The sequence below is a fragment of the Paraburkholderia diazotrophica genome (genome assembly GCF_038900755.1).
GTDB lineage: Bacteria > Pseudomonadota > Gammaproteobacteria > Burkholderiales > Burkholderiaceae > Paraburkholderia > Paraburkholderia diazotrophica_A.
Map to the genome: position 1 here is coordinate 71,103 of NZ_JBBPEN010000004.1, position 25,392 is coordinate 96,494.

At 60.9% G+C, this 25,392-nt stretch carries 22 protein-coding genes and 2 pseudogenes; 13 read left to right on the top strand and 11 right to left on the bottom strand.

Annotation, left to right across the window (positions count from 1 at the left end; genetic code table 11):
- Positions 1 to 861 precede the first annotated feature (861 nt).
- A pseudogene (locus AABE10_RS14345) lies at positions 862 to 1,080 on the bottom strand (LuxR family transcriptional regulator); the annotation flags it as partial.
- Between the two features lie 203 nt (positions 1,081 to 1,283).
- Here AABE10_RS14345 and AABE10_RS14350 point away from each other — a divergent pair.
- Positions 1,284 to 1,538: pseudogene (locus AABE10_RS14350) on the top strand (type III secretion system export apparatus subunit SctV); the annotation flags it as partial.
- A gap of 39 nt (positions 1,539 to 1,577) precedes the next feature.
- On the opposite strand, the gene AABE10_RS14355 reads toward AABE10_RS14350, so the two are convergent.
- Complete coding sequence (locus AABE10_RS14355) at positions 1,578 to 3,281, bottom strand: metallophosphoesterase family protein (RefSeq protein ID WP_342933940.1); 1,704 nt, start codon at positions 3,279 to 3,281, stop codon at positions 1,578 to 1,580.
- 479 nt (positions 3,282 to 3,760) lie between these two features.
- Between AABE10_RS14355 and AABE10_RS14360 the strand changes: the two genes are divergently transcribed.
- Entirely contained in the window at positions 3,761 to 4,066 is a 306-nt protein-coding gene (locus tag AABE10_RS14360) for a hypothetical protein (protein WP_342933941.1), read from the top strand.
- A gap of 20 nt (positions 4,067 to 4,086) precedes the next feature.
- Here the strand turns inward: AABE10_RS14360 and glnA are convergent, their stop codons facing one another.
- Entirely contained in the window at positions 4,087 to 5,592 is a 1,506-nt protein-coding gene (glnA, locus tag AABE10_RS14365) for a type I glutamate--ammonia ligase (RefSeq protein ID WP_342933942.1), read from the bottom strand.
- A gap of 62 nt (positions 5,593 to 5,654) precedes the next feature.
- Positions 5,655 to 5,870: a hypothetical protein gene (locus AABE10_RS14370; protein WP_342933943.1), complete on the bottom strand. Its 216-nt coding sequence runs from the start codon at positions 5,868 to 5,870 to the stop codon at positions 5,655 to 5,657.
- 256 nt (positions 5,871 to 6,126) lie between these two features.
- Between AABE10_RS14370 and AABE10_RS14375 the strand changes: the two genes are divergently transcribed.
- Positions 6,127 to 6,858 carry a ParA family protein gene (locus AABE10_RS14375; protein ID WP_342933944.1) on the top strand — a complete coding sequence of 244 codons (732 nt, stop codon included), beginning with the start codon at positions 6,127 to 6,129 and terminating at the stop codon, positions 6,856 to 6,858.
- Positions 6,859 to 6,918: 60 nt separating this feature from the next.
- Here AABE10_RS14375 and AABE10_RS14380 read toward each other — a convergent pair whose 3' ends face one another.
- The 3 genes from AABE10_RS14380 to AABE10_RS14390 all read right to left on the bottom strand — a co-directional run bounded on the left by AABE10_RS14380 (position 6,919) and on the right by AABE10_RS14390 (position 10,515).
- Complete coding sequence (locus AABE10_RS14380; RefSeq protein WP_342933945.1) at positions 6,919 to 7,350, bottom strand: hypothetical protein; 432 nt, start codon at positions 7,348 to 7,350, stop codon at positions 6,919 to 6,921.
- Between the two features lie 433 nt (positions 7,351 to 7,783).
- Positions 7,784 to 8,680: an adenylate/guanylate cyclase domain-containing protein gene (locus AABE10_RS14385; RefSeq protein ID WP_342933946.1), complete on the bottom strand. Its 897-nt coding sequence runs from the start codon at positions 8,678 to 8,680 to the stop codon at positions 7,784 to 7,786.
- Positions 8,681 to 8,967: 287 nt separating this feature from the next.
- On the bottom strand, positions 8,968 to 10,515 hold the full coding sequence (locus AABE10_RS14390) for a rhomboid family intramembrane serine protease (protein WP_342933947.1): 1,548 nt from the start codon (positions 10,513 to 10,515) through the stop codon (positions 8,968 to 8,970).
- Positions 10,516 to 10,941: 426 nt separating this feature from the next.
- Here AABE10_RS14390 and AABE10_RS14395 point away from each other — a divergent pair, with 426 nt between their 5' ends.
- Entirely contained in the window at positions 10,942 to 11,937 is a 996-nt protein-coding gene (locus AABE10_RS14395; protein ID WP_342933948.1) for a ferritin-like domain-containing protein, read from the top strand.
- The gene (locus AABE10_RS14400) at positions 11,934 to 13,766 is read left to right on the top strand and encodes a beta-galactosidase (protein WP_342933949.1); all 1,833 of its coding nucleotides are present in this window, start codon (positions 11,934 to 11,936) and stop codon (positions 13,764 to 13,766) included. Before AABE10_RS14395 ends, AABE10_RS14400 begins: the two co-directional genes overlap by 4 nt.
- Here AABE10_RS14400 and AABE10_RS14405 read toward each other — a convergent pair.
- The 4 genes from AABE10_RS14405 to AABE10_RS14420 all read right to left on the bottom strand — a co-directional run bounded on the left by AABE10_RS14405 (position 13,753) and on the right by AABE10_RS14420 (position 17,377).
- Positions 13,753 to 15,717 (bottom strand): enterotoxin, encoded by a 1,965-nt coding sequence (locus AABE10_RS14405; RefSeq protein WP_342933950.1) that lies wholly within the window; start codon positions 15,715 to 15,717, stop codon positions 13,753 to 13,755. The two genes, AABE10_RS14400 and AABE10_RS14405, sit on opposite strands and share 14 nt — an antisense overlap.
- A gap of 12 nt (positions 15,718 to 15,729) precedes the next feature.
- Positions 15,730 to 16,044, bottom strand: coding sequence for an antibiotic biosynthesis monooxygenase (locus tag AABE10_RS14410; protein ID WP_342933951.1), 315 nt, complete (start codon positions 16,042 to 16,044; stop codon positions 15,730 to 15,732).
- A 227-nt stretch (positions 16,045 to 16,271) separates the two neighbouring features.
- Entirely contained in the window at positions 16,272 to 16,892 is a 621-nt protein-coding gene (gene petA, locus AABE10_RS14415; protein ID WP_342933952.1) for a ubiquinol-cytochrome c reductase iron-sulfur subunit, read from the bottom strand.
- Positions 16,889 to 17,377: a carboxypeptidase regulatory-like domain-containing protein gene (locus tag AABE10_RS14420; RefSeq protein ID WP_342933953.1), complete on the bottom strand. Its 489-nt coding sequence runs from the start codon at positions 17,375 to 17,377 to the stop codon at positions 16,889 to 16,891. The genes petA and AABE10_RS14420 overlap by 4 nt, the downstream gene beginning before the upstream one ends.
- 371 nt (positions 17,378 to 17,748) lie before the next feature.
- On the opposite strand from AABE10_RS14420, the gene AABE10_RS14425 reads away from it, so the two are divergent.
- The 8 genes from AABE10_RS14425 to AABE10_RS14460 all read left to right on the top strand — a co-directional run bounded on the left by AABE10_RS14425 (position 17,749) and on the right by AABE10_RS14460 (position 25,366).
- Positions 17,749 to 17,988, top strand: a complete 240-nt coding sequence (locus AABE10_RS14425) for a hypothetical protein (RefSeq protein WP_342933954.1) — start codon at positions 17,749 to 17,751, stop codon at positions 17,986 to 17,988.
- 53 nt (positions 17,989 to 18,041) lie between these two features.
- Positions 18,042 to 19,247, top strand: a complete 1,206-nt coding sequence (locus AABE10_RS14430) for an MFS transporter (protein WP_342933955.1) — start codon at positions 18,042 to 18,044, stop codon at positions 19,245 to 19,247.
- Positions 19,248 to 19,354: 107 nt separating this feature from the next.
- Positions 19,355 to 20,041 (top strand): GntR family transcriptional regulator, encoded by a 687-nt coding sequence (locus AABE10_RS14435; protein WP_342933956.1) that lies wholly within the window; start codon positions 19,355 to 19,357, stop codon positions 20,039 to 20,041.
- Positions 20,042 to 20,320: 279 nt separating this feature from the next.
- Positions 20,321 to 20,908, top strand: a complete 588-nt coding sequence (locus AABE10_RS14440; protein WP_342933957.1) for an amino acid synthesis family protein — start codon at positions 20,321 to 20,323, stop codon at positions 20,906 to 20,908.
- Positions 20,898 to 21,806: an alpha/beta fold hydrolase gene (locus tag AABE10_RS14445; protein WP_342933958.1), complete on the top strand. Its 909-nt coding sequence runs from the start codon at positions 20,898 to 20,900 to the stop codon at positions 21,804 to 21,806. The genes AABE10_RS14440 and AABE10_RS14445 overlap by 11 nt, the downstream gene beginning before the upstream one ends.
- Positions 21,799 to 22,803, top strand: coding sequence for a flavin reductase family protein (locus AABE10_RS14450; protein ID WP_342933959.1), 1,005 nt, complete (start codon positions 21,799 to 21,801; stop codon positions 22,801 to 22,803). The genes AABE10_RS14445 and AABE10_RS14450 overlap by 8 nt, the downstream gene beginning before the upstream one ends.
- A 19-nt stretch (positions 22,804 to 22,822) precedes the next feature.
- Positions 22,823 to 23,866, top strand: a complete 1,044-nt coding sequence (locus tag AABE10_RS14455) for an LLM class flavin-dependent oxidoreductase (protein WP_342933960.1) — start codon at positions 22,823 to 22,825, stop codon at positions 23,864 to 23,866.
- 27 nt (positions 23,867 to 23,893) lie between these two features.
- The gene (locus tag AABE10_RS14460; RefSeq protein ID WP_342933961.1) at positions 23,894 to 25,366 is read left to right on the top strand and encodes an aldehyde dehydrogenase; all 1,473 of its coding nucleotides are present in this window, start codon (positions 23,894 to 23,896) and stop codon (positions 25,364 to 25,366) included.
- The last annotated feature ends 26 nt before the right edge of the window (positions 25,367 to 25,392 follow it).

Below are 25,392 nucleotides of genomic sequence, written 5' to 3' on the forward strand. Positions count from 1 at the left end.
TCATCCATGTCTTTGATGCGGCTGAATAGCCGTGCTTCGATCTGGACGTAAGGATGCGGAACGCGCGTCGATAATGCACCGAAAATAAATTGATGGTTTCCATATGAAAGTGCGAATGAATGTATGGATGACGAAACATATAAAACCGTAAAAAACGATCGATTTAGTAAGTTTCAAGTGGGGAATGAAAAATTTGAAAATGATTTTCAGAAGCAATGCGCGATGAGCAACAACGCAATTCTGCTGCGTTGCCGCATTTATTTTATCGAGGCACGGACGGAGCATTAACGATTCGAGATCGATTCGTTTTCGGTCGAATTGATGCGATGGCACATGGAATCGTCGGCGCCCGGATGGTCCGATCCGCCGCACTAGCCAGTCATCCAGCGTTGTAAGCCGTGGTTGTGCAACCGAAAGCGGCGCGAACGGCAGACAGAGAGTCAAGCTGTGAGAGCAGCGTTCGGCGCCAGGGAAAACGCCTGGCGTCGCATTTATTCATCGAACGGATAAGCGTGCGTTAATCAGAAAGAACTGCTTTGTTTAATGAAGTGAATGAATGAACCGCGCAAAACTTGCTGTGAAATTAGTCGAAAGCTTTAAAGCCTGGAGGAAGGAATCCCTTAAGCTTAATCTAAGATTAAGAGAATACAATTACAGATTAAAGACTCCGGGACATTCCCTCGTAAATTCCGGAGCCTTCTTGCCGGCGCTATCAACGCCGGCTTTTTTGTCGATGTTCTTTGTGGTGGCGGCACATCGAGTGCCAATGGCGTCAACAAAACGGGCGCTCCTCCCACTGCTCATTTCCCGCTTTGCCGAATCCGTTTTCACCGGACATCAAGGCCATCGCGCATCCATGAATCGCGTAGGACTCAGGGTTGTTGCGCTTGATGTCCGCGATGCCCTTTCTTTGGCCGACAGCGCCTGTTCGACCGTCGCTGACGTGATCCAGTCGCGATTGCGGCGAGGCGCGGTAAAGCTTATGAACGCGTGCAAACGCGTGCCCGGCATCGCCATCGAATACATGATGCCGCTGCACATCGCATCGCCGCGCATTGTTTGCAGGAAATCGTCGAAGGCGCACACGCACCGCTACACTCGATCGCATCCGGATACCCGTCGGGTGTCGGGTCGCGTGCGCGCCGCCGAAACCGTCTCGCGCATATCTACCGATCGCGCCGCACGGCAAGCCGATCAGGACCGCTTGCGCACAACGGGTGCAACCACGATTCGCGTCAGCAGATATCACAGCCGTGTTTCAAACAGGGAGTGGGCATTCGACGATGGCAGATCTCAAGGCGCTTCCGCGCGGCTGGCTGCGGATGATTCCCGCTGGCGCGAGCGTTTCCGGCGCCCGCCGCGCCGGGGCGTCGCGCGCCGATCTGTTCCTCGCGGCGTTCATCGTCGCCGTCATTGCGCTGCTTATTCTGCCGCTGCCGCAAGCGGCGCTCGACGGGATGATCTCGCTGAATCTCGCCGTCGGCGTTGTGCTGTTGACGGTGTCCACATATGTGCCGTCCGCGGTGAGCTTCTCGTCGCCCGCGCCGAGCATTGCGCCGCGCAACCGCGTTGGATCGTCAGCCGTGCCGATGCTTCGACAGCGTGACGGTCTCGAAGAGTTCATACGTCTGCGTCGGCGTCTTGTCGGCGCCCGGCGCATGGTAATAGTTCATCGTGATCGACGTCTTGCCGCCGTGCTGGCCCGGATCGTAGTCGAACACGGCGATGCCGTAGCCCGTGCCTGTGTCGCGCTGCGCGGACCAGATCGCATCTTCGAGCGCGTCGGCGTTCGCGCGCGTGAAGGTGCCTGCCGTGGTGCCCGGTATCGGCCGGTTCGGCTTCGTGAACACCTTCGCCTGCGGATTGCCGTTACCGGTATCGAGACCGTACACGTCGAGCGGCGCGCTCGTGCCGCCGCCGCCCAGAATCAGATGGATCGTGCCGTGGCTCGTGTCGAACGTGTTGCCGCTGCTCGCATGCGGATGGGCGGCCGGCTTAGGTTGCAGCGTGTCGACTTTCTCGCCCGTCGTCGCGTCGATGCCCGCATGGTGGTTGCAGCCGCGCACGGGGTAGCTGCGCTCGTAGTCATGATCGTGGCCGCACAGCACGAGGTCGACGCCATAGCGGTCGAAGAGCGGCAGCCACGCTTCGCGGATGCCTTTGTCCGAGCCGTTGCCCGTGCTCGACGAGCTCAGCGCGTCCTGATGCATCTGCACGATGATCCAGTCGATATCGTCATCGTCGGCGGCGTGGCGCAGTGTCTTTTCGAGCCAGCGCGTCTGCTCGCCGTTGCTGTAGCCGCGGATATAGAACGACGTGCCCGGCTGGATGGCGGGGTTGCCCGTGCTCGCGGCGGGCACGAGCGGGCTCGGTCCGGCGACGAAGGCGGCGCCATCCTGATAGATCACATCGTCTGCATCCAGCGAGATGAACAGCACCGAGCTGACGCGGAAGCTGTACCAGCGGCCCGGAAAGCGCGTGCCGTTGGCCGGCAGCGTGTAGCGCGTCAGATACGAATCGAAGCCTTGCGCGCCGTTGTGGAATTCGACTTCGTGATTGCCGGGGCACGGCATCCACGGACGATTCGCCGCCGATGTCTGCGCGTTGTTGCCGAAGTCGCGCCACACTTCCGGCTGCTGCGTCGGGTTGAGGTTCGCGTAGCACAGGTCGCCATTCAGCAGATGAAAGAGCGGCTGAAAGCGCTCGACGGCCTGCACGGCGAAGCGGCTTTGTGGCGACGACAGGACCCAGCCGGTGTTAGGCGTCGCGAGATCGCCGTAGCTCGTGAAGCGGAACGGCGCGCGACCACGCGGCGCCGTCGTGAACGCCGCGGAAAAGGGCGTGCCCGAGTTGCTGTCGTTGTCCGCCGTTACTTCGTATTGATACGTCGTCGCGGCATGAAGGCCGTGCAGACGCGCGTGATACGTGAACACTACTTCGCCGTTCAGGCCGTCGGTGTACGTGCGCTGAACGGCATGTACCGTCTCCTTCTTTTCGCCCGCTGCGCCGAAGCGCACGCGCGGATTCGCAGCGGCTGCCGCCGATCCCCACGAGACCACGACTTCATTCGTGGGATCTTCGCCCCAGGTCAGATGGATCTGTTCCGGTGTGCCGTCGGGTGCCGACGGCGCGGCTTTGGCCTGGCCTGCGAACGTGCTCGCTGCTGTCGCGAATCCGGATGCTCCCGCAAGCTTCAGAAAGCCCCGGCGCGAAAACGTGGTGGGCGTGTTGGCGGCCTGCTCTGCGGGCGATGCATCATCGGGGGTGTTCTTGTTCGACATGTCGTTTGTTCTCGCGGTGGAAGGCTGACGACGCAGAAAACGCAGTGAGGATGCGTCGGCGCGGGTAGGGAACGGGGAACGCAGTGTGATTCCGGGCAACACGATATTCCGAACTGTGTTACCCCGCTGTGACAGCGTTTGCGTCGCGCATGCCGTCGTTTGTCAGCGGAATTCGCACGCGTATGCGTAGCCGCGATGATGTGATAGACGATCAGGCGCGCGATGTTTTCATGCTGTCGTGCAGCGCAACCGGATCGACGAAGTGTTGTATCGACGCACGCCCGTTACAGTTCGCCCCGTCTGCACGGCGCAGCGCGAGCGGAATTCACGTTTGCTTACACACGTACACAGATTCCCGATTGCGGTTTGCATATAGTCGCTCCCGAGATCAGAAGCCAGGAGTGAACGATGAAAGCAACACTCGCATGGACGATGTTCGGGCGCTTGTGTCGAGGCGCATTTGACGGGCGCAATTGATCATGGCCACTTCATACGAACATCTGCGCGACGGGGACGTGGTCGTCAGCGTGGAGGAGCAACCGACGTCGAAGGGCACGTGCGTGACCGTGCATCTGAACGGCAAGTCGATGTCCGCTGAGTTCAGCGAACTGACGGGGCAATTGTGCCTGCGCGAAAACGGCGCAATGGTGCAGGAGTGGTTTCCGCCGCATTCGTGGTTTGCGATTGCGTCGGTGGCGGGCGCGAGTCGATGGGGCACGCAGCCTAGCGCGGAAGATCTGCATGCGCTTATTCGCAATGAGATGGTGGCTAGGCGGGGAGGTTAAACGCATTCGCGCATCGACCACTACACGTCGAAGTACAAATAGAACTCCCACGGATGCGGCCGCAACCGGATGCTGTCGATCTCTCTCGCGCGCTTGTACGTTAGCCACGTGTCTATCACATCATCGGTGAAGACATCGCCTTTGCGCAGGAACGCGTGATCCATTTCGAGCGCGGCGAGCGATGCATCGAGTGACCCCGGCACCTGCCGGACCTTGCGCGCCTCTTCAGGCGGCAGATCGTAGATGTTGCGGTCGAGCGGCTCGCCCGGGTCCATCTTGTTCTCGATGCCGTCGAGTCCTGCCATCAGCATCGCGGCAAACGCGAGATAGGCATTCGCCGACGGATCGGGACAGCGGAACTCGACGCGTCGTGCATTCGGCGAATCTGAGTACATCGGAATGCGCGCCGCGGCCGAGCGGTTGCGTTGCGACATCGCGAGATTCACAGGCGCTTCGTAGCCCGGCACGAGCCGCTTGTACGAGTTCGTCGTCGGTGCGCAGAAGGCCATCAGCGCGGGCGCGTGCTGAAGCAGACCGCCGATGTACCAGCGGCACAGCTCGGACGTAAGTGCCCAGCCTTGCGCGTCGTAGAAGAGATTTTCGTTGTCGCGCCACAGGCTCTGGTGACAATGCATGCCGCTCGCGTTGTCGGCGAAGAGCGGCTTGGGCATGAACGTCGCGACTTTGCCGTAGCGCCGCGCCATGTTCTTGCAGATGTACTTGTAGATCATCACGTTGTCGGCCATGCGGGTGAGCGTTGCAAACCGCATGTCGATTTCGTTCTGTCCTGCCGTCGCGACTTCATGATGATGCACCTCTATCTGCACGCCGATCTGTTGCAGCGTCAGCGCGATGTCGCTGCGGATATCCTGCAGCGTGTCGTGCGGCGGCGTCGGGAAGTAGCCTTCCTTGTAGCGCTGCTTGTACCCCAGATTGCCGCCGCTGTAAGCGCTCTCGTCGCGGCCCGTGGTCCAGTCGCCTTCCGCCGATTCGACGTAATAGTACCCGCTATGCTGATCCTGGCCGAAGCGGATCGAATCGAAAATGAAGAACTCCAGTTCAGGACCGAAATAGCAGGTCGTCGCGATGCCCGTTTGCCGCAGATAGTTCTCGGCCTTCTTCGCGATGTAACGCGGGTCGCGTGAATACGGCTGTCTGAGCACGGGGTCCACGACGTCGCAGATCATCGAAAGCGTGGGCGTGTCGCACATGGGATCGACGAAGGCCGTCGACGGATCGGGCCGCAACAGCATGTCCGATTCGTGGATCTCCTGAAAGCCGCGAATAGAAGAACCGTCGAAGCCGATGCCGGCTTCGAACAGACCGTCGTGAACTTCGGGGAGCGTGATCGAGAAGTGCTGCCACAGTCCGGGTAGATCGGTGAACTTCAGGTCGACGATCTGGACCTCGTGCCGCCTGATCAGATCGATCACGGCGTCGGCGCTGTCGGGTCGCGTGATCCGATAGCTGCCCGCGTCGACCGACACGCCAACGGACGATCCTGACTTGTCTTTCTTGCTGGCCATGGGATGCTCCTTGCGCGGCGCCTGGCCGGTGATGCCGGCCCCTGCTGAAGGGTCGAAGACCGCTACGCGTGCGCCTGACGGTCCTGCTCGAGCGCTTTCAGGCGCGCGTCGCCGGCGTCTTTCGCGGCGGCGCGGGTTGTGTATTTCTCGTCGGAGACGAGCGTGCGCTTCAGCTCGCGCGCAGCGAAGTCGACGAGCGCGATGACCCAGACGTAGTCGCCGGCCTGTTCAGCCGTTTGTACGAAGGCGTGCATGTCGCCTCTTTCGTCCGCTTTCATTGTGACCTCCACAAAGGGTTCGAATGCGATGGACGGCGCAATCGGACGAGCGGTCCGCCACGCGCCTTAATCGATTCTAGGCGATGAATCCGCGCTGCACGAATGCACGTAACCGCGTATGAAAAAGCGCGTCAGAAGCCCCAAAACCATGCCCTTGGGCGCAAGCGGCAGGCGTTACTTCGTGCGGTCCCAGTCCGGTAATCTGGCTGATGTATGCTGCTGGTTTTTCGGGCAGATTGACAGCGAGAGGGGACACATGCGGCGCGTCGTATTCAATCAGAAAGGCGGTGTCGGCAAATCGACCATCGTGTGCAACCTGGCGGCAATCAGCGCCAGCGAAGGCTTGCGTACGCTCGTCATCGATCTGGATGCGCAGGGCAATTCGAGCCAGTACCTGCTCGGCGCGCGAGCGAACGAGGTGAGCCCCACGGTTGCCGGCTTCTTCGAAACCGCGTTGACGTTCAGCTTCAAGCCGGTGGACGTGACGTCGTTCATTCATCCGACGCCGTTCGAGAATCTCGACATCATGCCCGCGCACGCCGATCTCGACACGCTGCACGGCAAGCTCGAATCGCGCTACAAGATCTACAAGCTGCGCGATGCATTAAATGAGTTGGATATGTACGACGCGATCTACATCGATACGCCGCCCGCGTTGAATTTCTACACGCGCTCGGCGTTGATCGCCGTCGAGCGCTGCCTGATTCCGTTCGACTGCGACGATTTTTCGCGCCGTGCGCTCTATACGCTGCTCGACAACGTGAAGGAAATCCAGCAGGACCACAACGATGCGCTGCACGTAGAAGGGATCGTGATCAACCAGTTCCAGCCGCGCGCGAGCCTGCCGCAGCAACTCGTCGATGAACTCGTCAGCGAAGGGCTGCCCGTGCTGGGTTCGAGATTGTCTTCGTCGGTGAAGATCCGAGAATCGCATCAGCATGCAACGCCCGTGATCCATCTCGCGCTGCATCGCGAACTGGCGGGCTAAGCGCTTGCCTTCGCGCCGTGAACGTGCGTACGGACGGTCGGCAGGCCGCCGCACATGCGTTCATGTTGAACCAGGATACGTTTCGATGATCGCCTGATTCAAACCGAAGGCTTTCAACCGTTTTAATGCCCGCTCTGAAACGACGAGGCGCGAATCATCGGCGATGCCTAAATCGTCCTTGCCGGCTACACCCGGCACACATAGCCAGAGAAATTCGGGCAATTCCCGGTCGGGATAAATTTCCTGAAACGAGTCGCTAACCGTTATTTCAACGGTGCGATACGCCGTTCCAGTGGCTCCCATTGCCTGCAACGCATCAGCGGCCTCGCGGGTGATGATCAGTGCCGGGAAGCTTTCCAGTAGCGCGTCGCCGAGCCAATTGATAATCCGGTAATGCAATTGCGTGACGTTCGGCGGATACACGCTTGAATCGAGAACGGTATGTTTTCCGAGGCCGCCAGCCACTTCGGGTTCGACATAGTAAAACGCCATATGACATTCGAGATCGCACTGATCGTTTGGCTCAATGTCCCGTTTATAGCATAACGGCGATCAGAATTATTCTCTCGATGCTAAAAGGCTGCCAAAAGCGGCTGTAATGCGTTTCAATGCAATTTACGCGTCAGGCATAAATGTCAATCACCGTTAAAGATGTGAGCCCGTGTCTGTGCGTCGCCGTCTTGCCACGTGTGCGGAGAAGCGCGATTGTTCCGGCGCAATGACGGCGCGCAGTGTGAGAGTGCGAGACCTGTCATGCAAGGAAATCGTCGGCGCAGGATGCTATGAAATGACGATGCACCAACATTCAAACGATCGATATCGAATCGATATAAATATATAGAAATAGAATAATTCTCACGGCGGCCCTTCATCGCTACGCTGCAGCGAAGCATGGCTTGCGCTGCGCCGTTGGCGCCGAATAACGTCAACCGGACCGTCCGGAAAGGAGCCTGCAGGAATAGTCCACGCGCTCCGCCTCATCGCCGCCGGACGGTCCGAACGAGATCCAGCCGTGTCCCCACAGCGTGACCTCGTCGCGGCGAAGGATGAGCTCATGGCCACCGTCGATGGTGATACGTGTGCCGTTCGAACTGCAATCGCGCAACACATACTTTCCGCTGCGGCACTCGATCGATGCGTGCACCCTCGATGCACGGCGATCGTGTACGACAATACTCATATTCGCGCCGCGGCCGATGGTCACCAGCGCGGACGCTTCACTCATTTCCACGCAGACATCCCCGTACCGCAGGGTCAACAACGATGAAGAAGGCAGATGCTGCAGATCGCTACCCGTGACTGTCAGATCAGCGCCTTGTTGCCAGATCGCCTCGAACAGCTCCGTCGGATGTCTTTTTCCTCGCACCTGTATCGGGTAAAGGTGGCGCGCCATCTGACGCAGTCTCGCCGGGAGGCACTCAACCGTGTCTTTGCTCGTGACGACCTGTCCCGGCAAAGCGAAGTCGGTCAGTCTGGCGGCCAGGTTCACAGTGTCGCCGAACACGTCCCCCCTTTCGTCAGGCAATACGGGGCCGTGATGAAAGCCGATTCGCAGCGACATCGGCTGTCCTGCCACCGCGGGCAACCCGGAGACGGCCAACTGCATGTCGATCGCGGCCTGCATCGCGTGCTCGGGGGACGGGAACACTGCCATGACTTCGTCGCCGATGGTCTTGACGATTCGCCCTCCCAGCGCTTCCGAGCACGATTTCATCAGCGCGATGCACCGCGCAATCGCCTCGAAGGCAAGCATGTCACCGACGGTCTCGTAAAGCTCCGTGCTGCGACTTACGTCCGCGAACATCACGGATTCGTGAGACATCGGACAATTCGGTTTGTCATCCATGAGCAACCCGTCGTCAGGTCGTCCAGCCGGCGTCGAAGCGCTGTTCGTCAGCCAGCTTGCGCAACGCTCCTGCTCGTCAGTGTAGTACTGCGCTGTGCCGAGGGCAGCACCGGGGTCGCCCGGCTCGTGGTGCAGTTCGGACGCGCGGGTCTGTTACGTCCGCCGAGTGTTCCTGCCACAGCGCAGTCATCGATAGAAAAGACCGCCGATCGGCGCGGACGCGGACAGGTTTCAGTCAATCATTCGCCACCATCGCGAACACATCAAAGAGGCGCCGCTCCCTTCTTTAGCGCCGCCAGTTGGCGTTTCGCATCGTCGAGGAGTGCCTTGATCTGAGCCTTTGCGCGAAAATCGTGCAACTGGTCGTTGTCGGCTACGTCAGCGGTTATTTCCAATGCCCGCGACATGTCGGCGAAATAGTGAAGCAACTCGCCCTTTGTTGCCGCTTCCGGTGTACCCGACGGTACCTGTGCTTTATCGATCGTGTCGTATAGCTGATTCCATTCTGGCAGCATCGAAGTCCTGATGCGGCGGGCGTATTCGGCGCGGCCTTCTGCCGTCGCGGGCACGTGCGCCAATGTCTTGAGATCCGCAGCCGCTTTGCTCGCTGTCGGACCCAGTTGATACAGTACTTCGGAAAAGTGCATCGCCTCCTGTACGTTCGGGCGCGCGGAAAGAGACGAAAGCACCGATGCGAGCCCGCCCAGCACCACACATGCGAGCGCGCCGGACACTCCAAAGGTCATGACCACACGCTCGCGAGACGAACCGGAATCGTCGATCGGTGGCGCCAGCACGCATGCGAGCATGAATCCTCCAATGAGGCCGCCGACGTGGGCACCGTTGTCAATCCCACGGTGCGTGAAGCCCCAAAAAAGGTTATAGGCAATGAATACTGCCGCCATCCGAAGATGCCTTAGATAGATCGAACGCGGGATCGAATCGCTATAACGGATTACGTACGCGAGCAGGCCGCCTAGCACGCCGAAAATCGCGCCCGACGCGCCCGCGCTGTTAATGGCAGGATGCCAGAGCAAGCTCATCAGGCTGCCTGTCAGACCTGCGAACAGATAGAGCGCCATGAAACGTGCGTTGCCGAACAGCCGTTCGGCGATGCGTCCGGTTTGGACCAGCACGATCATGTTGAACACGAAATGCGCCAGTCCAAAGTGAATAAACACGGAAGTAAGGAGCCGCCACCATTGGCCGCTTAACGTGTACGGACCGAAGTTGCTTCCATGCGCGATTGCATACGAGGACTTCACGGTCGCAACGCCGGCGCCGCCCGCAGCCATTGCGACGAACACCAGCGACGTAACGGCGACGATCATCCATGTGGACCACAAATGAGGCGTGCGCGTCGTGATCTGCTGGACAAAGCGCAGTCGCTCGTGATTTTCTGTGGCGTAGCGGGGCGTCATCTGGCTCGGCATCGCCGCGGCGATCAAAGCCGCCTCGACTTTGTCGCGGGCTCGCAGGATCAGGGGCTCCAGTTCGCCTGGCCCATTGACCAGATCGAACTGAATGAGCCTTCCGTCGACGCGCACGTTGTAGATGTCAGCGCAACGCAGCTCCAGATCGGTGTCGATGCTTGCGCCGAGCAGGCGCGACACCGATGTCCGGATCGTTATGTGTTCATTCGAAAGCCGGATGGTGCCTTTGCTCTCGAAGGATCTTGCCCGGACTTCGCCCCAGCCCTTCCGCAGACGCGAACCTAGAGCGACCTCGAAACCAGGGTCTGTCGGTGCGTGGCAGGCACTTCCGTTGACTTCTGTATCGACAACTCCCCAACCTGGCTCGCTTTGGCTCATGATCAGCTCGTTATGTCGGTGGTTCTGAATGGGCGGCCCTTTCACCCTTCACCGAATAACGGCACGTGCCGGCAACTCTTTAGGATTTCGCTCTCTTGTTCACTGAGCAGAGTCCCGTGCGCGCTTAGAACGCGGATGTCATGGATGCGGATAGAGCCGGCAGGTAGAGGCACATCAACGTCGCTCAGAATTCACTCGCGAACGGCCGTACGAGAAAAACTCCCCGCGCTATGGCATGTTAGCTGCGATCGCCGCCATGCCACCGACGGCTCCTTAGAAGCACTTCTCTTGACGCTGGCATAGACTGATGGCCGGCTGATCCGTCGACAAGCATCATGACGTACAGATGACACGCGTTCATTTCGATGCATGAAACGTGGATCTCGTCCGAATCGACAATGCAAATGTTCTCTGGTGGAGCTCCCCATGAGCGAGCAGACGCTTGATACATTCGACGTCAAACAGATGATTCCGGACTTCGCCTCGCCGGCACTGGCGCAGTGCACACCCGACCGGCAAATGGTCGATGCCGCCGAAATCAACACGCGACAATGGACGAGCCACGTCGCAGGCCCGTTCAAGCCTGGTTCCCAAATCCATTTGCGCGAAACGTGCCGGATGTTTCGCGAGACTTTCAATCCCTATCGACCGTCGGTGCTTGACTGGCCGAAGCTCGAGCCGGATGCGCTTGAACGGATCGCCTCGCTGCCGATCTGGGACATCGCCGTGCAGACGGAAGGCAAGGCGCGATTACGCATGGCAGCCTACGCCGCGACCATCGACGAACCCGAGATGCGCAGCGCGATCGCGTTGAACGCGTGGGAAGAAAACCGTCACAAGGAGGTCTTGTCGCGGATGGTCGCTGCGTATGGCATTCCGCTTGCGGGCGAGGCGCCCTATGTATTCCCGACAGATGCCGAATGGGCTTATCTCGTCACGGGCTATAGCGAATGCATCGACAGCTTTTTCGCATTCGGCCTGTTCAAGGTTGCGCATCGCTCCGGGCTCTTTCCACCTGAGCTGATCGACACGTTCGAGCCGGTGATGCAGGAAGAGTGTCGCCATATTCTTCTGTTCGCGAACTGGGTGGCCTGGCATCGCGCGAAGCTGTCATGGTGGCAGCGCATCCAGTTCGAGCTGAAAGTGGTGGCCGTATGGGCGTTTCTTTGCTCGGAGCGCATTGGCCTCGCGCGCACGTTCGACGCGGAAGGAAACGAACAGAAGCAGGACAACAACTTCACAGTGAACGGCGCACAGGCCGTATCCGGCGCGGAAATCGACGTGCGTGAATTGATGATGTTGTGCCTCGAAGAAAACGACCGGAGGTTTTCGGGTTATGACGATCGCCTGCTGCGTCCGGACACGATGCCAACCCTCGTGCGCTTCGCATTGCGCTTCTTGCGCGAGAAGAAAGAGAAATGAACAGCGCGCATGTCTTTTCCTTTGCGAAGAACGGCGACGGCTTTTTGCTCGACGGCAAGCCGTTTCAGATTCGCAGCGGGGAAATGCATCCGGCGCGAATTCCCGTCGAATACTGGCGGCATCGCATCCGGATGGCCAAGGCGATGGGGATGAATACCATTGCTCTTTACGTCATGTGGAATTACCACGAGTCGAGCGAGGGCACGTTCGACTTTCATACCGGCAATCGCGATATCGAGGCGTTCATGCGCCTCTGCCAGAGCGAAGAGATGTGGGTGCTGTTAAGGCCTGGTCCGTATGTCTGCGCCGAATGGGATCTCGGCGGGATTCCGTCGTATTTGCTGCGTTACCCCGATATCCAGTTGCGGACCGATTCGGCGAGCGATTCGCGCTATATGTCGGCTGTCGCGCGTTACATTGGCGAACTCATCCCACGCGTCAAGCCGCTAATGGCAATACGCGGCGGCCCGATTCTGATGATCCAGATCGAAAACGAATCTGGATCGTATGCGAGCAATGCCGCTTACCTCGAAGAAATCAGGCAGTTTTGGATCGGCGGCGGAATTGAAGGCCCGTTCTATACGGAAGACGGTCTGGTGCAATTGGAACAGAACCGTACATATGTCACCGATGGCGCAATCGCGTTGAGCAATGGCAACGCGGCGCAAATCGAAGCGGCGCGCAAGACGTTTCCTGAAGTGCCCGTCATGGCGGGCGAGGTCTACCCGGGTTGGCTCACGCATTGGGGCGACAACGCGCTGCAAGGAACGACCGTCGATCTTTCAACGACGCTCGACGAATTGATGCGAAAGAACCTGTCGTTCAACCTGTATGTGATTCACGGTGGCACGAGCTTTGGCTTCGATGCCGGTGCAAATGTGGATGCTCAAACGGGAGAATATCAGCCGGATATTACGAGCTACGACTATTCGGCGCCGATCAGCGAGCAGGGCGTGGCGACTGCGAAGTACATGAAGTATCGCGAGATCATTTCCGCTTATCTGGCTGCGCCACTGCCTGAGGTGCCAGACGCTGTCGCCACGCTCGCTACCGACAGTCGCGTTTTGGTTCCGCGGCGGTTCGCGTCCATCTGGGACAACCTTCCGTCCTCGTTGCCCGCCGCGCAGACCGTCAATCCACAGCCGTTCGAAATGTACGGTCAGGTGTCCGGCTTCGTCGTCTACCGGAAGCGGCTTGAACATTATCGAGGCGGCGTGCTGGATATCGGCGATGTTCACGACTATGCGAGTGTTTTCATCGGTGGCGAACATGTGGGCGGCGCGTCGCGTGCGCGTATGCCGCGAGATCGCGCGCGATCACTGAATATCGTGCATCGCGGGCCTCTTGCGCTCTCATCGTCTGGACCGAATGACGCAGCGATACTGGACATACTCGTCGAAGGCATGGGTCGTGTGAACTATGGACATGCGATGATCGACCGCAAAGGGCTTGTCGGTCCTGTTACGTTGCGCGGCGAGTCGGGAGTGACTCAGGTGTTGACGGGTTGGGAAGTTTTCCTTCTTCCGATGACCGCCTCGTTTATCGAAGATCTTCGCCCCATATGCACCGACCCGGATAGAGCGGGGCTGTTCTTTCGCGCGGTGCTGTCGCTGGATAAGGTGGGCGATGTGTATCTGGACATGAGCCAATGGACGAAAGGCGTGGTCTGGGTCAACGGACACAATCTCGGACGTTACTGGAATATCGGCCCGCAAATGCGGCTCTATTGTCCCGCGCCTTGGCTCAAGCCCGGCGAGAACACAATTACTCTCTTCGATCTTCACCAGACGGAAGCCAGGCCGATCGATCTGGCGTCTACGCTGACGTAGGCGTTATCGGTGATAACTCGACCGTCAGTACCTGGAACGGATCGAGTCGAATTGACTGAGGACGGCCGACGTCCCAGAGCAGCGGAAAATTCGTGGGAGATTCAATAAACGGAAAGCGTGCAGTGAATCCGCCCGCAATGCCATGCGGCAGTTCGAGATGCTCTCGCAGGTCGAGTGAAAAGCTTTGCACGCGATCACTCGGATTGCGCAGCGTGACGATCGCTTTCGAAGGCGTCCACGCGGCCCAACCATAAATTTCGAGTTGATCCGGCGCGCCGCCGATCCAATGCGAATCGTGAAGTACATCTGCGGTGGCGCGCGCCCATCTTGAGGTCTCCGCGAGAACATCCCAATCGCTTCCCTTTAGCAGCGACGGCGTGACATAAAGCTCTTGCAACTGCGTGCCACTGCCGAAGTACGAACGCACTTCGCTGGCGAACGCGTGTGTGGGATCGGCGTTGAGCCGAGTGTTTTCCTTCGCGTAGATGATGCCGTGAAGCATTAGCGAATTGAGTGGAAACAGCGGACTCTTGCATACGACATTGCGATAAGTCTGGGCGTCGCGATAGGTGATCCATTGTTCGCGATCGCTGCCCGTGCCGGCAAAACCGTAATCCGCGCCGTCACGCCAGATCGAATCGACGGAGCGCAGCCAGAATGGCGACGGCAACGTTCCCGTGGACAGATTGACAAAGACATCGTGCTTTGCGCGGCGCATGTCCTCGATGAGTTCTATTGCAGCATCCCAATCGCTGTTGAAGCGGCTGCCGGACACGACGACATTCGCATTGCCCATGCCGTCGAGCTTGAAGTAGTTGACGCCGTGTCGCCTCAATAGATCGATCGCTGCTTCGTGAAAGCGTTGATAGTACCTGGGACCGGAGAGTGCGAATCCATCGCCGGCAGTCTCGTATCCGGCAGCATGGCCGCGCGTCACGCGTTCCTTTCGAGGCGGACCATAGCCGCCCCATGGCGACAGCCACACGCCGGGCGCGGCGCCATAGCGCGCGGCGGCGTGCTTCAAGGGCACGAAACCATCGGGAAACGCGTGATTGAAACGCCAGGCGCCGCTGTAGTCATCCCATCCGTCGTCGAACAGGAATGAATCGAGTTGCACGCCGCGCTTTTCATGCAGTTCGCGGCCTACGGCGTGAATGCGCTCTATCGCCTGATCCTGCGTATAGGCAGTGAGAAAGCCGATGTCGTACCAGGAATTGTAGTGAAGAAACGGACGATAAGCATGCGCTCGCTCCTGTTCGAGATAGGCGGCGAAATCGCGGCGCAATTGACCTTCGCGGAACACACCTGCCACGGCGGAATAGGCAAGCGTCTTGCCTTTGTCGAGCGGCAACTCGCGTATGACCGTGAGGCGGGCCGCGCCGTCGCGCACTTCGCTTTCGGCCATCGGAAGCTCGAAGCCCAGATAGACATTGCCCTTGACGATGGGCACCGCTTTTAGTTCGCCGATCTTTCGCGCGGAAGGCGCGCGCGTCCGCAATAGCGAAACGCAGACAATGCGCTCGTCCTGCGCGAGTGCGGTAATCGACAGACGCTGCCGCAAATAAAGCGAGTTCTCGCGCTGCTCGATATCCCATTCGACCCGCAGACGTTGCTGCCGGTCGCAAAGTACGACGGTCACGCGTCGGCCGGCGATGCGCTCCGCTTTTCGTGGTGCGTCGGCATCGGCTAGTAGTGCTTCTTCGCGCAACGGCTCGATCATCTGCAATTCGCCGATGCCGACCGTGCGTCCGTCAGCCAGTGCGATTGCGAACGGCGCATCGACGCGAAGCGTTTGCGCATGCACGCGATCGACAATATGGAATTCGCCGAGGGATCGATCCGCAATCGTCCAATGCAATGCGATGGCCGAATTGCCGAACGTGCATTCGCTGCCGTTCGACTGAAAGACGGGCGTGCCTGGACTATCGAGTGCGGAGCGATTCGCAAGCATTTGAACTGCCCGTCACTTCACGGTCTGGATGACCTCGAATCCCTCGAATTCCGGGTGCCCCAGATAAAGCGCTCGCGCTTCGTTTCCCGCATTCCGATGCGCGGCGCGAAAGGCCTCGGACTGCGTCCATGCTTCGAACGCCGCGCGATTCGCCCATATCGTATGGCTCGAATACAGCACGTGATCGTCGCGTTGCGGGCCTTTCAGAAGATGAAACTCGATGAAGCCGGGGACGTCCTTGAGATGCGTGTCGCGCGTCGTCCACACTTCCTCGAACGTCTTTTCCGAGCCCGGCGCCACCTTGAACCGGTTCATGGCAATGAACATGACTTCGCTCCCGAGTAATGGCGATGTTGGGTGAATCGGTTGAATTGCACGAAGAACATCGAAAGTCCACGGACGAAGTATAGGCACAACACAGCACACGCGTTATTGTCCGCGCGTCCATTGAGCGAACGCGGCACACGCGACCAGCAGCGAGCCGATAGCGAAGAACACCGAATGCACCCCGAGATGCGTGAAAACGCGTGCGTCTGCATTCGCGCGTCGGCGCCTCATGCTTCACCCTGCTCATCCGCGCCGATCACGAGACTGCTCGCGCTCTCGTATCGATAGCGCGGCACGTCGAGATTCTGCGGCGCGGGCTTGTCCTTGAACACGCGGCCCGCGAGGTCATAAGTCGAGCCGTGACACGGACAGAGAAATCCACCCGGCCAGTCGTCGGGCAAATTGGGCTGCGGGCCCGGCTGAAAGCGCGGACTCGGCGTGCATCCCAGATGCGTGCAGACGCCCACCACGACGAGCAGGTTCTTGAGTTCGGCGCGCGAACGGTACTCGTTGTGACAGTACGCAGGCAATGGCATCGAGAACGGCCGCTCGCTATGAGGGTCGGCGACGAACGGATCGGCGGCCCGTACAGCGGCCATCATCGAATCAGTGCGATCGACGATGAAGACGGGCTTGCCGCGCCACGCGACTGTCAGCATGTCGCCGGGCTGAAGACGGCTGATGTCGACCGTCACGGGCGCCCCCGCGGCCAGCGCGGACGCGGGCGGCCGGAACGAATCGACGAAGGGCGTCACGACTGCGACTCCCGCAATGCCGCCGGCTACTGTCGTCGCGATCATCCATCGACGTCGTGCCTCGTCGGGTGGCGCGTCGACGACCGTGCTCACGTCGTGCTCCCATGCGCTTGCGCGGCTTGTGTGGATTGCGTCGATTGTGTGGTTTGCGTCGGCCACAGGAACAGCGTGCGAATATGCGCCGACGGTTTGACATCGATCACGCGCTGCTGCGTCTTGCCTTCATAGCTGACGGTGATTCTGTAGCGTCCGTCCGGTAGCGACGCGAGCATGAACGGGCCATGCGAAGTGGCGTTGAGCAACGTCGCGCCGTGCATGTCGGTGATATGAACGGGGATGTCCGCGAGATATTCGTTACCCTGATGCGTCTTGCCCGCGAATTCGAGCACAAGCGGGTACTTGTGCATTTCGTCCTTCAGCGCGGCCGACTGATCGCTGCCCACGCCGCCCGACAGATACGCGACATTGCCCTGATGCTGAAGCGGCGGCAGGCTCGGTGTCGCGGCGAACGCGACATTCGCGGACTGCGCAAGCACGAGCGTAATGGCAAGAAGAGCTGTTTTGGCGAATGAGTTCATGACGATCTCCATCGTGAAGATAAGTGCGTCGATGACGCGGCATTGCTTTTCGATGCGCTCGATTCGAGCGAGCGATTCGAACGAGCGGTTCGAACGAATTGCCGCCTGTCATCGCTGCTTCGTGGCGATTTCAATCTAGGCGGGGCGGATTAAACGAGACTTAAACCGTGTGGAGATGCGTTGAGTCATCAACCGCGAGTTTTGTACTGACAGAAAGCTTTCTTATCGGCTTGTTAGAATGGCCCGTCAGGAACAGCACTCGTTTTTTCGACTCATGGACAATCGCAATTGCCCGGAACGCTCGTGTCGTTGCGCTATTCAGGCAGCAGCCGAACCTGCAATAGCCGGCCTCGCGAACACGGCGCGCTGATATGGAAGGATCTCGTCTCCTGCTGGGCATTCTCGCGTGGGCGTTCTTCATTGGCGCGCTTTCGCTGATGTGGATCACCGTCAACGCGGGTTCGTTCTATTCCCGGTACGCGCGCTGGTGCCGCGCGTGCAACATCACGCCGCCGGCTCAGAGTGTCGCGTTCTGGCTGAATTTCGCGGCGAGCGCGATCGCGCTGATCGCCGCGTTGTTCTTCGCGGCGATGTATCTCGCGGCCAGCTAGGTTCATTGGTGCCGCGCCATCTGACCGAGCAGTAATCCGTTATTGGACGCCTGATGCAAACACCATCGCGACTCAGTACGCTTCGACAGATACCCAGCAGCGTCTGGGTGCTCGGCTGTGTCAGCCTGTTGATGGACGTGTCGTCCGAGATCATCCATAGCTTGCTGCCGATGTTCATGATGGCGAGCCTCGGCGCGAGCGCGGCGACGATCGGCATCATCGAGGGCGTCGCCGAGGCGACGGCGCCCGTCGTCAAGGTGTTCTCCGGCGTGCTCAGCGACTATCTCGGCAACCGTAAATGGCTCGCCGTCGCGGGCTACGGACTCGGCGCGCTGAGCAAGCCGATCTTCGCGATTGCGCCGACGCTAGGCGTCGTCGTGACCGCCCGCGTGATGGACCGGATCGGCAAGGGCATACGCGGCGCGCCGCGCGATGCGCTCGTCGCCGACGTCACGCCGCCGCATCTGCGCGGCGCCGCGTTCGGGCTGCGGCAGTCGCTCGATACGGTAGGCGCTTTTCTCGGGCCGCTGTTCGCCGTCGTCATCATGCTGGTGTGGGCGGACAACTTCAGGCTCGCGTTCTGGCTCGCCGTGATTCCGGGTGTGCTGGCCGTCGCGCTGCTGACGGTCGGCATCGACGAGCCGTTGCGGCATGCAGGCACAAAGCGCGTCAATCCGATTCGCCGCGACAACATCCGTCAACTCGGACGTGCCTATTGGTGGGTCGTCGCCGTCGGCGCCGTGTTCGCGCTCGCGCGTTTCAGCGAGGCCTTTCTCGTGTTGCGCGCGATGAACAGCGGCGTGCCCATTGCGCTCGTACCTCTCGTGATGGTCGCGATGAATGTCGTCTATTCGTTGTCCGCGTATCCGCTCGGCAAGCTCGCCGATTCGACGAGCCATATCCGCTTGCTGATCATCGGCCTCGCGATTCTTTGCGCAGCGGATGTCGTGCTCGCGCACGCCGTTCACTGGGGCATTCTGCTCGTGGGCGTCGCGTTGTGGGGCCTGCACATGGGCATGACGCAAGGGCTGCTCGCGGCGATGGTGTCGCATAGCGCGCCCGCGCACTTGCGCGGCACGGCATTCGGCATCTTCAATCTGTCGAGCGGAATCGTGACGCTGATATCCAGCGTGATTGCGGGCGCGTTGTGGGACCGGATCGGCGCGGCTGCGACGTTCTATGCGGGCGCGGCATTCTGCGTGATGACGATCGTGCTGCTCGTGGCAAGCCCCGCGCGACGCATCGCGCAATTGCGCTAGGCGGATCGGCATCACAGTGAGATGAACGATAATATGGCATGCCAGCCGGCGCGCTTCGATGCATCAAGCGCGCCGCAGGACCGCCGTCCATTTCCTCATTGCCGCCTATGTCAGACCTCAAAATCGACCGCAACGCCAAGACGCTGCGGGAACTCACGCTAGACAAGCTGCGCGGCGCCATCGTGCAAGGCTATTTCCGGCCGGGCGCACGGCTCGTCGAGCGCACGCTGTGCGACGAACTCGGCGTGAGCCGCACGGTCGTGCGTGAAGTGCTCCGGCATCTTGAAACCGAGGGACTCGTTGAGATCGTCGCGCAGAAAGGGCCGATCGTCGCGCGGCTCGATCCCGAACAGGTCGGCGAGATTTACGAACTGCGTGGCCTGCTGGAGGCAAACGCCGCGAGCGCATGCGCCGAGCAATCGACGCCTGAGCTGGTCCAGCAACTGCGCGAAATCCGCAAAACCATCGAGGATGCGTTCGAACAGCGCGACATGCCGCGCGTGCTCGAATACACCGAGCGCTTCTATGAGGCGATGTTCGAGGGCGCGCAAAAGCGCGTATCGCTCACCGTCGTCAAAACGCTGAACGCGCGCATCAACCGGCTGCGCGCGTTGACGATCGCGACGCCGGGCCGCGGCGACGAGTCGAACCGCGAGATGAACAAGCTGCTCGATGCGATCGAGCGGCGCGACGCCGACGCGGCCTCGGCGGCGTCCTTCGCGCACATCAGGCGCACGGCGGAGCTGGCTTTGAGCGCGCTCGCGCAGCAGCAGGAAACGGCCGACAACGGCTGATCCTTTCGCCACAAACGTTGTCAATCAAGGCCGCCGGCGTTCCCGGCGGCCTTTTTCGTTCGATCCGCCGTTCCCGCCCACCGACAGCCTGCCGACCGCCGTCCCGCGCAGAACTCCCGCATTGCGCAACGTCCCGCGCCGAAAAACGTGCCCGCACCCGGTCGATCCATATCATGGTATTCCATAATACTTTGGTGCTTGGTGTAGTCCATAAGATGGCATACCATAATCTCAACGGATCGCAGATCACGGCCTCGGGCCCACTCAGGAGAGAACGATATGAAGCTGGAAGTGCGCAAGCTGGTCACTTATGTGGAAGAGACCTTTATCGAAGGCGGCAAGGAAGCGGCCCGGCCGTTGAAGCTGTTCGGCGCGGCGGCCGTGCTGCGCAATCCGTGGGCAGGGCGCGGCTTCGTCGAAGACCTCAAGCCGGAGATTCACGGGCTCGCGCCGCAGCTCGGCGAAATGCTGACGGCGGAAATGCTGCGCGTCGCGGGCTCGGGCGACGCAATCGAAGGCTACGGCAAGGCGGCCGTCGTCGGCACGTCGGGCGAAATCGAGCATGCGTCCGCGCTGATTCACACGCTGCGTTTCGGCAACCACTATCGGAAGGCCGTCGGTGCGAAGAGCTATCTGAGCTTCACGAACTTGCGCGGCGGCCCGAACTGCCCGATCTCGATTCCGCTGATGCACAAGCACGACGAAGGCATGCGCTCGCACTATCTGACGGTGCAGTTTTCGATCGTCGATGCGCCAGCGCCCGACGAACTCGTGATCGCACTGGGCGCATCGATTGGAGGCCGTCCGCATCACCGTATCGGCGACCGTTATCAGGATCTGAAGGAACTCGAATCCAATGAAGCCTGATCTGGCGCCCGGGCGGGCGGTGTCGCATGGCGAGGCCGCGGGCACGAGCTACAGCGTCTACGCGCCGCGCGCCGACGAAAGCGGCGAGACGGTCGTGCTGATCCACGGCGTGGGCATGAATCAGAGCGTATGGGCGCCGCAGATCGACGCGTTGACGGCAACGTTCCGGGTCGTCGTGTACGACATGCTCGGTCATGGCGACAGCGCGCTGCCGACGCCCGCGCCGACGCTCGACGAATACGCGGCGCAACTCGAAGCGCTGCTCGACACGATGCGAATCGGGCGCGCGCATATCGTCGGGCATTCGATGGGCGCGCTCGTCGCGCTCGAATTCGCGCTGACGCATCCGCAGCGCACGCTGAGCGTCGCGGCGCTGAACGCGGTGTACGACCGCACGCCCGCGCAGCGCGAAGCCGTGATGACGCGCGCCGCGACGCTGGATGATGCGCCCGCCGGTGTGAGCCCGAATGCAGGTGTCGACGCGACGCTGTCGCGCTGGTTCGGCGATCCGATTCCCGTTCATCTGACGCAGGCGGCGCAGGCCGTGCGCGAGTTGCTGCTGTCCGTCGATCCCGTCGGCTATGCGCGCACTTATCGGCTCTTTGCCAGTTCGGACGATGCGCACGTCGGCCGCCTCTCGGGTCTTGCCGTGCCCGCGCTGTTTCTCACAGGCGAGCGCGATCCGAATTCGAGCCCGTCGATGTCGCTTGCGATGGCGGCCGCCGCGCCGTTCGGCCGCGCCGAGATCATCGCGAACGAGCGCCACATGATGAACGTCACCGATCCGGCGCGCGTAAACGAAAAGCTGCTCGCGTTCCTCGCCGAAGCATCGGCGGCGAACCCGGCGCGAGCTTTCAACCCGAAGCACCGAACGATTCCTGGAGAACGCCATGACTGAGCGGACCACTGAGCCCACCACTGCGCGGACCACTGAGCCGACAACCGGGCAAATCGCGGAACAGGCTTTCGACCTCGCCGATTTTCGTCGCGCGCTCGGCGCGTTCGTGACGGGCGTGACGGTCGTCACGACGATCCAGCCGGACGGTTCGCCGCGCGGCTTCACGGCGAATTCGTTCACGTCGGTGTCGCTCGATCCGCCGTTGATTCTGGTGTGCATCGCGAAGACGGCATCGAGTTACGCGGTGTTTTCGCAGACGCGCCGCTTCGCAGTGAGCGTGCTTGCCGAAGATCAGAAAGCGGTGTCGGGCGTGTTCGCATCCAAGGCCGCCGACAAGTTCTCGCAAGTCGCGTGGCACGCGCGCACGACGGGCGCGCCCGTGATGAACGGGGCGGCCGCGAGCTTCGACTGCACGACGCATGAAGTCGTCGATGCCGGCGATCACATCATATTGATCGGACGTGTCGTCGATTTTGTTCATACGAGCTCGTCGCCGCTCGGCTATTGCCGGGGCGCGTATGTGAACTTCAGCCTGTCGCAGGATGCATTGGCGGCAGCCGGTTCGCGCGCGCAAGTGGGCGCGATTCTCGAACATCGCGACGGACTCGTGCTGCTCGATACGCCGAAGGGATTGCAGTTGCCGACGGGCATCAAGCTCGAACCCGCGAGCGATGCGGCGAGCCTGCGCGGCGTGCTCGCGAAGCTCGGTCTCGACGCGCATCTCGACTTCATATTTGCCGTCTTCGAATCGGGCAGCGGACAGGCGCCGAGTGTACAAATCTATTATCGCGGCCGCGTGATCGACAGTGGCGCCGCGTGGATCGACAGCTCGATTCGCATCGTGCCGTTGTCGCAGATTCCGTGGGATGAATTGCGCGACGAAGCCGTGCGCTCGATGCTCGAACGCTATGTGCGCGAACGCAGCGAAGACGCATTCGGCATCTATGTCGGCGATACGGAAGCCGGCATGGTGCAGACGCTTGCGCTTGCTCACTGATCCATAGGGACCCGACATCATGAAATTTTCGCTGTTTCTGCATATGGAGCGGTACGACGACACGACGTCGCATCGCGAGCTGTTCGACCAGATGACCGAGCTCGTGCAGATCGCCGAGCGGGGCGGGTTCGAGACGGCATGGATCGGCGAGCATCACGCGATGGAGTTCACGATCGCGCCGAACCCGTTCGTCAATCTGTCGTATCTCGCCGCAAAGACGGAGCGCATTCGACTGGGTACGGGCACGGTGATCGCGCCGTTCTGGCATCCGATTGCGCTCGCGGGCGAAGCGGGCATGGTCGATGTCGCGAGCAACGGACGGCTCGATCTCGGCATCGCGCGCGGCGCTTATAACTTCGAATACGAGCGCCTGCTTCCCGGTCTCGATGCGATGAGCGCCGGCGCGCGGATGCGCGAACTGGTGCCGGCGCTGCGCAAGCTCTTCGAGGGCGACTACGCGCACGAAGGCGAGTTCTGGTCGTGGCCCAAATCGACGCCCGTGCCGCGCCCCATTCAGCAGCCTCATCCGCCGATGTGGCTCGCCGCGCGCGATCCGAACTCGCATGCGTTCGCGGTGGCGAACGGCTGCAACGTGCAGGTGACGTCGCTGGCTTCCGGCGATGCGGAAGTCGTGAACCTGATCGAGCGCTTCAACGCCGCGTGTGCCGCGCATCCTGATGTGCCGCGTCCGCAGGTGATGATGCTGATGCACACGTTCGTCGGCGCAAATGCCGCTGAAGTGGATGCGGCCGTCGAGGACCTCGCGCGCTTCTATCGCTACTTCAGCAAATGGTTCAAGAACGAGCGCCCCGTCACGCAAGGTTTCATCGAGCCGCTGACGGATGCCGACGTCGAGATGTTCCCGCAATACTCGCCCGAGTCGATCCGCAAGAACCTCGTGATCGGCGAGCCGAAGCAGGTCATCGCGCGCCTCAAGGGCTACGAAGAACTCGGCTACGACCAGTACAGCTTCTGGCTCGACAGCCATATGAGCTTCGAGCGCAAGCGCAAGTCACTGGAGCTGTTCATCTCCGACGTGATGCCCGCGTTCGACAAGCATTGAAGCAATCCTCTCATTGGAGTGGCTGACATGGTCCAGCGGTTCCAGCAATACATCGACGGTGCATTCGAAGATGCGCGCGAGCATTTCGACAGCGTCGATCCATCGACGGGCGACGCGTGGGCGCGCATGCCTGCCGCGAGCGCCGAAGATGTCGACCGCGCGGTGCGCGCCGCGCATCGCGCGCTGAACGATCCGGCTTGGGCGAATCTGACGGCGAGCGCGCGCGGCAAGCTGCTGTACAAACTCGCTGATCTCGTCGCGCAACATGCGCCGCGTCTTGCCGAACTCGAAACGCAGGACACGGGCAAGATCATCCGTGAGACGCGCGCGCAGATCGGCTATGTCGCCGAGTACTACCGCTACTACGCGGGCGTCGCCGACAAGATCCAGGGCGCGTGGCTGCCCGTCGACAAGCCCGATATGGAAGTGACGCTGCGTCGCGAGCCCGTCGGCGTCGTCGCGGGCATCGTGCCGTGGAATTCGCAGCTTTTTCTGTCGGCGGTCAAGGTCGGGCCTGCGCTCGCGGCGGGTTGCACGATCGTCCTCAAGGCATCCGAGGACGGCCCCGCGCCGCTGCTCGAATTCGCGCGGCTCGTGCATGAAGCGGGCTTTCCGAAGGGCGTCGTCAACATCGTGACGGGCTTCGGCAACGATTGCGGCCGCACGCTGACGAGTCATCCGCTCGTGTCGAAGATCGCTTTCACGGGTGGCCCCGAAACGGCGCGTCATGTCGTGCGCAATTCGGCGGAGAACCTTGCGGCGATGTCGCTGGAACTGGGCGGCAAGTCTCCCGTGCTGGTCTTCGACGATGCCGATCTCGACAGCACGTGCAACGCCGTCGTCGCGGGCATCTTCGCGGCGACGGGACAAAGCTGTGTCGCGGGCTCGCGTCTCGTCGTGCAGCGCGGCATACACGATGCGCTTGTCGAGCGTCTCGTCGCAAAGGCGCAGGCGATCCGCATCGGCAATCCGCAAGACATGGCGACTGAAATGGGACCGCTCGCGACGCGCCGTCAGCTCGAACACATCGAGCGCGTGCTGCGTGCGAGCGTCGAAGCGGGCGGACGCATCGTGACGGGCGGCAGGCAGCCCGATGGCGTGAACAAGGGCAACTACTTCATGCCGACCATCGTCGATTGTCCAGATGCGCAAGTGCCGAGCGTGATGGAAGAACTGTTCGGGCCGGTGCTCAGCGTCGTCACATTCGATACGGAAGCCGACGCGATCGCGCTCGCCAACGACACACGCTATGGCCTCGCGTCCGGCGTGTTCACGCGCGATCTGACGCGTGCGCATCGTCTGACGCGTGCATTGCGCGCGGGCATCGTGTGGGTCAACACGTATCGCGCGGTGTCGCCGATCGTGCCGTTCGGTGGCTACGGCTTGAGCGGGCTCGGACGAGAAGGCGGCCTCGATGCGGTGCTCGACTACACGCGCACGAAATCCGTCTGGATTCGCACATCGGATGAGCCGATCGCCGATCCGTTCGTGATGCGCTGATCCATCAATGCTCACAACGCTCGCAC

Excerpts from the sequence above, each read along its gene's own strand:
- AABE10_RS14370 (WP_342933943.1), bottom strand. The coding sequence starts at position 5,870 with ATGAAAGCGGACGAAAGAGGCGACATGCACGCCTTCGTACAAACGGCT.
- AABE10_RS14400 (WP_342933949.1), top strand. The coding sequence starts at position 11,934 with ATGAACAGCGCGCATGTCTTTTCCTTTGCGAAGAACGGCGACGGCTTT.
- AABE10_RS14435 (WP_342933956.1), top strand. The coding sequence starts at position 19,355 with ATGTCAGACCTCAAAATCGACCGCAACGCCAAGACGCTGCGGGAACTC.
- AABE10_RS14460 (WP_342933961.1), top strand. The coding sequence starts at position 23,894 with ATGGTCCAGCGGTTCCAGCAATACATCGACGGTGCATTCGAAGATGCG.
- AABE10_RS14390 (WP_342933947.1), bottom strand. The coding sequence starts at position 10,515 with ATGAGCCAAAGCGAGCCAGGTTGGGGAGTTGTCGATACAGAAGTCAAC.
- AABE10_RS14420 (WP_342933953.1), bottom strand. The coding sequence starts at position 17,377 with ATGAACTCATTCGCCAAAACAGCTCTTCTTGCCATTACGCTCGTGCTT.
- AABE10_RS14425 (WP_342933954.1), top strand. The coding sequence starts at position 17,749 with ATGGAAGGATCTCGTCTCCTGCTGGGCATTCTCGCGTGGGCGTTCTTC.
- AABE10_RS14455 (WP_342933960.1), top strand. The coding sequence starts at position 22,823 with ATGAAATTTTCGCTGTTTCTGCATATGGAGCGGTACGACGACACGACG.
- AABE10_RS14355 (WP_342933940.1), bottom strand. The coding sequence starts at position 3,281 with ATGTCGAACAAGAACACCCCCGATGATGCATCGCCCGCAGAGCAGGCC.
- AABE10_RS14405 (WP_342933950.1), bottom strand. The coding sequence starts at position 15,717 with ATGCTTGCGAATCGCTCCGCACTCGATAGTCCAGGCACGCCCGTCTTT.
- glnA (WP_342933942.1), bottom strand. The coding sequence starts at position 5,592 with ATGGCCAGCAAGAAAGACAAGTCAGGATCGTCCGTTGGCGTGTCGGTC.
- AABE10_RS14440 (WP_342933957.1), top strand. The coding sequence starts at position 20,321 with ATGAAGCTGGAAGTGCGCAAGCTGGTCACTTATGTGGAAGAGACCTTT.
- AABE10_RS14410 (WP_342933951.1), bottom strand. The coding sequence starts at position 16,044 with ATGTTCATTGCCATGAACCGGTTCAAGGTGGCGCCGGGCTCGGAAAAG.
- AABE10_RS14430 (WP_342933955.1), top strand. The coding sequence starts at position 18,042 with ATGCAAACACCATCGCGACTCAGTACGCTTCGACAGATACCCAGCAGC.
- AABE10_RS14385 (WP_342933946.1), bottom strand. The coding sequence starts at position 8,680 with ATGTCTCACGAATCCGTGATGTTCGCGGACGTAAGTCGCAGCACGGAG.
- AABE10_RS14445 (WP_342933958.1), top strand. The coding sequence starts at position 20,898 with ATGAAGCCTGATCTGGCGCCCGGGCGGGCGGTGTCGCATGGCGAGGCC.
- AABE10_RS14450 (WP_342933959.1), top strand. The coding sequence starts at position 21,799 with ATGACTGAGCGGACCACTGAGCCCACCACTGCGCGGACCACTGAGCCG.
- AABE10_RS14360 (WP_342933941.1), top strand. The coding sequence starts at position 3,761 with ATGGCCACTTCATACGAACATCTGCGCGACGGGGACGTGGTCGTCAGC.
- AABE10_RS14375 (WP_342933944.1), top strand. The coding sequence starts at position 6,127 with ATGCGGCGCGTCGTATTCAATCAGAAAGGCGGTGTCGGCAAATCGACC.
- AABE10_RS14380 (WP_342933945.1), bottom strand. The coding sequence starts at position 7,350 with ATGGCGTTTTACTATGTCGAACCCGAAGTGGCTGGCGGCCTCGGAAAA.
- AABE10_RS14395 (WP_342933948.1), top strand. The coding sequence starts at position 10,942 with ATGAGCGAGCAGACGCTTGATACATTCGACGTCAAACAGATGATTCCG.